Raw genomic sequence first — 8,210 nt, forward strand, 5'->3', positions numbered from 1 at the left:
ACTGGAATGACAAAAAAAGTCACTTGGATGTACCATAGACCTGTCATTCCAGCGCATAACGCTGGAATCTAGAAATTTGATTAGGTTAGTGAGCATAAAAGTTATGTTAAAGTGCACCATTTTTATGAAGAACTGGATCCCAGTGAAGGAAAATATCAACTGAGTTTATAATCTATCACTACCATATTTGCAATTTTATCATGAAAAATTTGTCTATGTTTATCATCTACTGCACATACTAAAACTAAGATTAGTGTAGCTAAGAATAAATAGGATTGCAAAACAGTATACAATAAATTATGAAAAAAGCAATAGTCCTTTTTATTGCTTGTATTAGAGTGATCTACTTAAGTGTATCTTTGTCTCTCACATGGATGCTAAATAACGAGTGTCCTAGAGTGCAGCCAAATTTTACTAACACGAATATGTGAAATACGCATGCTATCATCAAAAATAAAAGAAATACAATAGTGGTGATTACAATTATTGCTCCTATGACTCCTTTTATTGCGTGTGTAAGTGAGAAACCTACCGCTACCAAAACAAACGATATTACAATGGGTAAAATACAATCAACTATGAATGCTAGAGTGCGCCTTGTCATTGTTGAGTAGTTTACTTTTTTATCCATACACTATCTATAAAAAAGTTTAACTAGATTTATAATCTGTCACTGCTATTCTTGCAATTTTATCGTAAAGAAATTGCTTACATTTGTTAAAGATTGCTAATATTGAAATTAGAATCGTTAAAATTGCTAACCACCGAGAAACATAGTTAATCAAAAAAGAGAACAAAATGATAAAAACTGTCTCAGAAATGCACCTTATCGTTGCTTGCATTAGAGTAACACTTTTAAATGTATTTAAATCTTTGACATACATACCACATAACGGTTGTCCTGGAGTACCTCCCAGTCTTGCTATCATTAATATTTCTAATACTGTATACAGCATTGGTGTAAAGATTGTATAAGAAGATGTTAACTATTCAATCTCGTCATGAAAGTTATCAATTTCATTATTGCCTGATACTGCAATATACAGGATGAGCAAAAGAAAGAAAAATATGATATAGTCAATTACTTCTGTTACAATACGCCTTGTAAACCCTACATAATTTACTTTAACATTTATTTCATTATCAATAACCCAACCTATATTTTGTAACATTACTAACTAATATAGAAGCATGTTATTAAATAACTGTAAATTGTAAAGAGAGGTTAGTTCTCGGGTTTATAATCTATCACTACTGTTTTTGAAATTTTGTCATACACAGTCTTTTTGCGATGATCAAATACTGCAAATAAAATTAAAATTAGCACAATTAAAAGATATAGATAAGCGTAATCGTAATGTTGCGAATAAAGCAGAAAGAGGAAAATAATCCAGAGGCTTCCATTAGAAATACATCTTATTGCTACTTGGATTAGAGTAACATTTTTAAGTGTACTTGCGTCTTTAATATACGTGCCATACAATAGCTTTCCTGGATTACCACCAAGTTTTGCTATCATTAATATTTTGAACACTGTTAGTACTAATGTTGTGGTTGTTATACAAACTACAAATAGTATTTTTGTTGCTAGTTGTTCAGCTTCCTGAAAGAAGTCTTTATCATCCAGTAATGTATAAATGAATACGCTACAGATGAAATGATGGGAAAATATCAGAGAATCAAGTACTTCTGCTAAAATGCGTCTTGTAAACTCTGCATAACTTATTTTAGTATCCATATTTCCTCCGTACATAATTACTTGATGTATCATATCAGTAATGAAATAACCTTAAACATGCTGATTTGGATAATATTAGCTTGTATCTTTAATAATGTAAGGTATTAGAGCTGAAATATTTTACAAGGAAAAGTGAAACTGAATGCTCAATGGCATCAACTTAAAGAAAAATGTCAGCGATTACTGTACAAAATTTCCCCCTAAAATTTTTACCATTAAATTACCCGTAAAGTACTGAAAAAACAGCTCTTTTATTTCTATTTTATTTCAACAAAGAAGTTTAAAATGTGTCCTTTTCAGGTAAGATTTGTCAAGAGATTTTTCGCACATGCCAAAGCTGGTTTGATATGCAAGGGGTCTATTGACAGATGATCAAACTATGATGTAGTCTATCACCATACGTTTAGGTGTGGGTTGTGAAGCTTTTGTACCTTTTATTTTTGTTGGTGTGTTTTTCTCTGTATTACTATGCAGACTCTATATTCTCGCCATGCCCAAAAGCTACAGTTTGCTTCTCGCCTGAGGAAGACTGTGCTGTGCCAATAATCGGCGAGATAGGTCAGTCTAAAGAGTCCATCTTAGTTCAAGAGTATACATTTACTCTTGAAGCGGTTGCGAATGCTTTAGTTAATGCTAAGAAACGTGGTGTTGATGTTAAAGTCATTTTAGATAAATCGCAACTTTACTCGAAACATAGTGTTATAAATGAATTGTTTGCAAGCGGAATACCAGTTTGGATTGATGATAAACCAAAAATCGCCCATAATAAGGTAATAATTGTCGATAATCAAAAAGTCATCACAGGGTCATTTAACCTCAGTAAAACAGCCGAAAAAGGGAATGCTGAAAATCTATTAATTGTTAAAGAATACCCTGAATTAGTTCAGCAGTATGTGAAGAACTGGGAGGCACGAAAGTCACAATCTTATCAATACGCTCCCTAGATACTTGCTGAAAAGTAGTGGAAAGAATTTTCTAGTCGATTGATATAATTGCGCACGCTATAATAAGGTTTTAAGAATTAGGCGATGGATTACATAAACGATGCTGCTGGTAGTTACACTACCATTCATGATTTTTTCACAATAACGGAACAGGAGACTATAAAGTTCAATACAGTTACAACGGTGTACCCTATGCAACTGACGGGTGCATACATGCCGGAGATAAGTTCTACACTGACAACTTTGTGGACTCGCATTATGGTAAGGAGATAAAAATATACCCTCAAAGTGAACTTTTAGCTAAAGAACATGCTGGAAATATGCTGCCTATTTCAATATTACTGGATAAGGATTTGATAAAAAAATGCTGTCAGAAAAAAGCTAAATTTGTAGAACTAGGAGAGAAATCAGATGGTCTAATGTGTATGATAAGCAAGAGCATATAAAGTGCTACACAATGGAGTTATCATATGATGATATTTGTGCTTATAATAAAGCTTCAACACTTAACATTAAACATGATGCACCAAGTGATCCGCAATGCAGTTTAAATATAGCATTTACAAAGGTTAATGATGATAAACCAGGGTTTTGGCAAAAACTTAAAAACACGTTTTAGCTAAAGTAGAATTCTTCTCAATGGAAAGATTTTGTGGAGGATATTTGTTTACTTTATTTGTCTTGAACTATTGATAAGTCTGTTACAATAAAGTATAACTTTATTAGCTAAATATTACTTGAGACATGGAGATTTTTTGGACAACTCTGGAAAAGACATTGGGCAAAGTTTTTCCTGCTAAAATAGTGAGCTCTTTTTTAGGAATAGGATACTTACCAGGTTGGCAGAGCTATTGGTCTTCTTTTTTAATATTATTTGTTACCGATATCATATTAGTTCTCGTATATGGAGGAGATTTTGTACTATACAAAATACCAAATTCGGGCGTAGTTGTGGCTGCTATTTTTGTGAAGTTGGCAATAGTTATGCTAGTACTACAGTTAGTTGGAATATCCATTTTTCATGTTCAAGACCCTTCAGCGAATAGTGGTGAGAATATAGTAATACAAATAGCATCAGGGCAAGTGTTGACTGTTGCGCTCTCAATGCCAGCAATAATGTCAATTTATCATGCTGTAAGTAAACTCTATGGAAGCATATGTAAGCAGATACTTCAATGTCCGTTTTGGTTTAATGATTTAATGCACTTGTTCTTTTTCTTTATTATACCTTATGCATTTTTTAATATTGTGGAAGTGATAAAACCTTGGCCAATAAGTTCAATACAGCTCAGTTATAACAATGCAATATCAATTACATTTGAGGGGATTTTCCATACGTCTTATGCAGTAATTTTGCTGTATTTGACTGCGTTTATATTCTGCGATTTAACTATGCATAACGCAATTGTCCTAAACAAGAGCATAATTCAATATGTGAAAGAAAATTCAGTAGTCTTGAGTGACTACTTGCATAGCACTGTAAAAAAAATAAATATTGAATAGTACCTATTTGCTTGTATATTCAGTATAAAAAGTGTTCAGTTTACATGAATCTACAAAGCATAATAAAGGAATTGCAAGATTTTTGGGCTGGTGAAGGGTGTATTATACTCCATCCTTACACATCTGAAGTTGGAGCTGGAACATTGCATCCTGCAACAATCATGTCAGCAATTGACACAAAACCAACAAAAATTGCGTATCTACAACCTGTAATTAGGCCAGCAGACGGACGCTATGGTGATAATCCTAATCGCTTATATCAACACCATCAATATCAAGTTATAATCAAACCTTCTGGTAATAATTTGCAGGATATTTACTTAAGTAGCTTAAAAGTTCTTGGTATATCTACAGAGAAGTATGATATTAAATTTATTGAAGATGATTGGGAAAATCCAAGTGTTGGTGCGTCAGGGCTAGGGTGGGAGGTTACATGTAACGGAATGGAGGTAGCACAACTTACTTATATACAGCAAGTAGGAGGTATTGACTGCAAAATAATTCCTGGCGAGGTAGCGTATGGGCTAGAACGTTTGGCAATGTGCACACAGGGTGTGGATAATGTTTATGATATAATTTGGAACAACAACGGTGTGACTTATGGAGACATTTTTAAACAAAGAGAATATGAATTTTCTTATCTGGCGCTTGATTATTATGATACTAAAGTGGTACAGCAGCAGTTTAAGGACACGGAAAAACTATGTAAATTTCTTATCGGAAAAGAATTACCAGTAGCAGCTTATGACCAATGCATTAAAACTAGCCACCTACTTAATCTGCTTGATGCAAGAGGTGTGCTTGGTGTGAATGAGCGTACAGTGTATATTGGTAGAGTGAGAGAGCTGACAAAAAAATGTTGTGAGTTATATATGAGTAAGTAACATATGTCATCACAATTGTTATTTGAATGCCTTGCAGAAGAAATACCACTGAGAATGCAAAATTCAGCTGCAGCTCAAGTTAAGGGTTATGTTGCTAATGCTTTCAATAAAAATAATGTGAAATTTGCATCTATAGAGGTTTTTATAACGGCACGCCGCATCACTCTTTTTGTTGATAGTATAAGCATTTCGGGACTCAAGGGTTCTAATAACGAAGTTAAAGGACCAAATGTTAACGCATCAAAAAGTGCCGTTGAAGGTTTTTTAAGGAAAAATGGGAAAAGTGAGACAGATTTATTCGTTCGCAAGGTAGGTAATGAAGACTTTTACTTCATCAAAAAGGATGTTTGCTTATTTAATGTCCAAGAGTTTCTCAAGAATCTACTAGAGGAGATGTTGAAAAATTTCTCTTGGCCAAAAAGCATGAGGTGGAGTGAAGAAAAAGAAAGATGGGTTAGGCCAATTAAAAGCATTCTATGCGTTTTGAATGATGAGATAATACCTATATCTTTTGCAGGAGTTACAGCATGCAACGTAACGTATGGTCATAGATTTCTCTCAAGCGGTACGGCGCTCACTGCTGGAACACCTAAAGACTACTTTGCATTGCTGGAAAAAAACAATGTCATTCTCCAGTCAGATAAAAGAAAACAATTTATACTTGATCAGATCAATAAATTCATAAAAGGACAGAGTTTACAACTTGAAGAAAATGATTATTTACTGAGTGAATTAGCGGGGCTTATAGAGTGGCCGATTGTGCTGTTTGGCAAAGTAGATCAAGAAAAGTCATCTGGGTTACCGAAGGAAGTAGTTCTTAGCATAATTAATACGCAGCAAAAATATCTTGCTTTAAGTAATGGGCAAAGAATTTCGCACTTTGTCACTGTTGTCAATGTTAACAATGATGAAGTTGTCAAGGGGCATGAAAGAATATTGGAAGCACGTCTTGCTGATGCCCAGTTTTTGATATCTCAGGATAAAAAGAAAAATCTGGATTATTATGTCAAGAAATTAGATTCGATATTGTTTCATGCTTCTCTTGGTAGCGTTGGAGAAAAAGTAAAGCGGATTATAGCTCTATCAAAATATGTAGCCATATATGTTCCGCGTGCTTCACTAATTAAAGTTGAGCGTGCTGCATATTTAGCAAAGGCAGATCTTGCAACGTCGATAGTAAAAGAGTTTCCAGAGTTGCAAGGAACAATGGGTGGTTATTATGCTTCTTACTTTCGAGAGGATGAAGAAATAGTGGAAGCTATAACTGAGCATTATAAACCGATCGGATCAGAGCAAGAATGTCCTAAATCTCCTGCTGCAATTGCTGTAGCCATTGCTGATAAAGTAGATAGTTTGGTTGGTTTGATTGCAGCAGGTGAAAAGATCTCAGGTTCATATGATCAGTTTGGTTTGCGAAGAATGACAATTGGTGTAATTAGAACAATACTTGAGAATAACTTGCATATTCCGGTTAAGCTATTGATAAATAAGTCGGTATTTTTATATCCAAAACTTACATTTACTGAGGATGTAACATCATTTGATCAATCTAATAAGCTGAGTAAGGAAAAATTTTCAGAACTAGTGCTTAAATTCTTCCTGAAGAGATTCAAGGTTATTTTAAGGAACAGGGGTATAAGGCAAGATGTTGTAAGTTCAATATTATATAAAACTGATATTAATGATCTGCTAACAGCAGAAAAGCAAACTGTTGTATTAGACCATTATATTAGTACACCTGAAGGTGAACAGGTTATGAGCACTTATAAAAGGGTCAGTAACATAGTTAACAAAGCAGAAAAAAATGACAGCACTACTTATGGTGCATCTTGTAATAAGAAGTTTTTGATTGATAGTGAAGAAATAGCACTATCAAATTGTGCTATAACTGTTTGTAAAAGTATTAAACAAGCAATAAAAAATGGTTACTTCAATACAGCACTTGATGAACTTACTGGTTTTGCTCCATTTATCAACCGATTTATGGACAGTGTAAAGATCAACTGTGATTCTGACAAGCTGAGAAGAAATAGGTTGTCTTTGCTTGCAAGTGTTGTTTCCATCTTTCACCTAGTAGCAGATTTTAGCCTCATACAAGTTAAACAATGGGCCATGTCATAAATGTTCAGGCGATAAAAAAACAAATCGAGTTGTCTCCACAGTCTTGTGGCGTGTATAAGATGATAGGAGAGAAGGATAAGGTTTTATACGTTGGAAAAGCAAAAAATTTAAAATCAAGGTTATCTAGCTACCTTCGATATGAAAACCTTTCTGAACGAATCAAAGTTATACTCTCTCAGGTTGTTGAGATTAAGACCTTTCTAACTGAAAATGAAGTAGATGCACTGCTTCTTGAAGCGCAGTTAATAAAATCATTGAAGCCACCTTATAATATTGTGCTCAAGGACGGAAAATCTTATCCTTATATAACAATTTCCAAACACGATTATCCAAGAATAGCACGATACAGAAGCAAGTTTAAAAAGGGTGAGTTTCACTATTACGGTCCCTTTCCATCTGCCGATGCTGTTAAGCAGACTATATTGTCATTGCAAAAAGCTTTCCTTTTGAGAGTATGTTCAGATCGATATTTCTCCTCAACAAAAAGACCATGTCTTGAGTATCAAGTTAAGCGCTGTTCAGCACCGTGCGTAAATAAAATCACGAAAGGTGATTACTGCCAATCAGTAAAACAAGCGCGAGATACATTGCTTAGAAGAAATAAGGAAGTGAAAGAACAATTACTTTCCACAATGAGAAAGTGCAGTAGTGAGGAAAATTATGAGCTTGCTGCTGTATATAGAGATCGAGTAAAATTTCTTGAGCAAATTCAAATGCAGCGAACGGATTTTTCCTTTGAAAAAGATGCAGACTTTTTCAGCATTGTACGTGAAGACGATCTGGCATGCATTGGTGTGTTATCGTTCAGAAATAAAGACAACTATGGAAGTACTCCTTACTTTATTGGGAACTGCAATGATCATCCAGACGATGAAATTTTATCCACCTTTCTAATCAATTTGTATAATTCAGCTAACATACCTCCAGCACAAATTTATGTTCCTGTTTTTTTTACAGGTAAGGAAATCGTTAAGCAGGCAATACGTAACGTTACTCAAAAACCAATAAAAGTTTTGCATG

10 protein-coding genes are annotated in these 8,210 nt (G+C 34.2%); 6 read left to right on the plus strand and 4 right to left on the minus strand.

From position 1 onward, the window contains the following. Positions 1 to 343 precede the first annotated feature (343 nt). From IHO13_RS02615 to IHO13_RS02630, 4 genes are read right to left on the minus strand one after another with little or no spacing between them, the layout of a single operon-like run. Complete coding sequence (locus IHO13_RS02615) at positions 344 to 631, minus strand: RDD family protein (RefSeq protein WP_225538145.1); 288 nt, start codon at positions 629 to 631, stop codon at positions 344 to 346. A gap of 19 nt (positions 632 to 650) precedes the next feature. Further along, the gene (locus IHO13_RS02620; protein WP_225538146.1) at positions 651 to 956 is read right to left on the minus strand and encodes an RDD family protein; all 306 of its coding nucleotides are present in this window, start codon (positions 954 to 956) and stop codon (positions 651 to 653) included. A gap of 30 nt (positions 957 to 986) precedes the next feature. Beyond that, on the minus strand, positions 987 to 1,172 hold the full coding sequence (locus IHO13_RS02625) for a hypothetical protein (RefSeq protein ID WP_225538147.1): 186 nt from the start codon (positions 1,170 to 1,172) through the stop codon (positions 987 to 989). Between the two features lie 53 nt (positions 1,173 to 1,225). Then, complete coding sequence (locus IHO13_RS02630) at positions 1,226 to 1,738, minus strand: RDD family protein (protein ID WP_225538148.1); 513 nt, start codon at positions 1,736 to 1,738, stop codon at positions 1,226 to 1,228. Positions 1,739 to 2,154: 416 nt separating this feature from the next. On the opposite strand from IHO13_RS02630, the gene IHO13_RS02635 reads away from it, so the two are divergent. The 6 genes from IHO13_RS02635 to uvrC all read left to right on the plus strand — a co-directional run. Further along, positions 2,155 to 2,682, plus strand: a complete 528-nt coding sequence (locus IHO13_RS02635) for a phospholipase D family nuclease (protein ID WP_225538149.1) — start codon at positions 2,155 to 2,157, stop codon at positions 2,680 to 2,682. A gap of 245 nt (positions 2,683 to 2,927) precedes the next feature. Then, positions 2,928 to 3,128, plus strand: coding sequence for a hypothetical protein (locus tag IHO13_RS02640; protein WP_225538150.1), 201 nt, complete (start codon positions 2,928 to 2,930; stop codon positions 3,126 to 3,128). A gap of 298 nt (positions 3,129 to 3,426) precedes the next feature. Continuing rightward, positions 3,427 to 4,185 carry a phosphatidylglycerophosphatase gene (locus tag IHO13_RS02645; RefSeq protein ID WP_225538151.1) on the plus strand — a complete coding sequence of 253 codons (759 nt, stop codon included), beginning with the start codon at positions 3,427 to 3,429 and terminating at the stop codon, positions 4,183 to 4,185. A gap of 44 nt (positions 4,186 to 4,229) precedes the next feature. After that, on the plus strand, positions 4,230 to 5,069 hold the full coding sequence (locus IHO13_RS02650) for a glycine--tRNA ligase subunit alpha (protein ID WP_225538152.1): 840 nt from the start codon (positions 4,230 to 4,232) through the stop codon (positions 5,067 to 5,069). A 3-nt stretch (positions 5,070 to 5,072) separates the two neighbouring features. Next, a complete protein-coding gene (glyS, locus tag IHO13_RS02655) occupies positions 5,073 to 7,190 on the plus strand; it encodes a glycine--tRNA ligase subunit beta (protein WP_225538153.1) in 2,118 nt (705 codons plus the stop codon). Next, a partial coding sequence (gene uvrC / locus IHO13_RS02660) for an excinuclease ABC subunit UvrC (RefSeq protein WP_225538154.1) occupies positions 7,175 to 8,210 on the plus strand: 1,036 nt, incomplete at its 3' end. The genes glyS and uvrC, both read left to right, overlap by 16 nt.

It is taken from the genome of Wolbachia endosymbiont of Mansonella perstans, from assembly GCF_020278605.1.
In the GTDB taxonomy this organism is placed as follows: Bacteria; Pseudomonadota; Alphaproteobacteria; order Rickettsiales; family Anaplasmataceae; genus Wolbachia.

What these genes read in the sequence shown, in the direction of transcription:
- IHO13_RS02615 (WP_225538145.1), bottom strand. Translation starts at nt 631, where the DNA reads ATGGATAAAAAAGTAAACTACTCAACAATGACAAGGCGCACTCTAGCA.
- IHO13_RS02620 (WP_225538146.1), bottom strand. Translation starts at nt 956, where the DNA reads ATGCTGTATACAGTATTAGAAATATTAATGATAGCAAGACTGGGAGGT.
- IHO13_RS02625 (WP_225538147.1), bottom strand. Translation starts at nt 1,172, where the DNA reads ATGTTACAAAATATAGGTTGGGTTATTGATAATGAAATAAATGTTAAA.
- IHO13_RS02630 (WP_225538148.1), bottom strand. Translation starts at nt 1,738, where the DNA reads ATGGATACTAAAATAAGTTATGCAGAGTTTACAAGACGCATTTTAGCA.
- IHO13_RS02645 (WP_225538151.1), top strand. Translation starts at nt 3,427, where the DNA reads ATGGAGATTTTTTGGACAACTCTGGAAAAGACATTGGGCAAAGTTTTT.
- IHO13_RS02650 (WP_225538152.1), top strand. Translation starts at nt 4,230, where the DNA reads ATGAATCTACAAAGCATAATAAAGGAATTGCAAGATTTTTGGGCTGGT.
- glyS (WP_225538153.1), top strand. Translation starts at nt 5,073, where the DNA reads ATGTCATCACAATTGTTATTTGAATGCCTTGCAGAAGAAATACCACTG.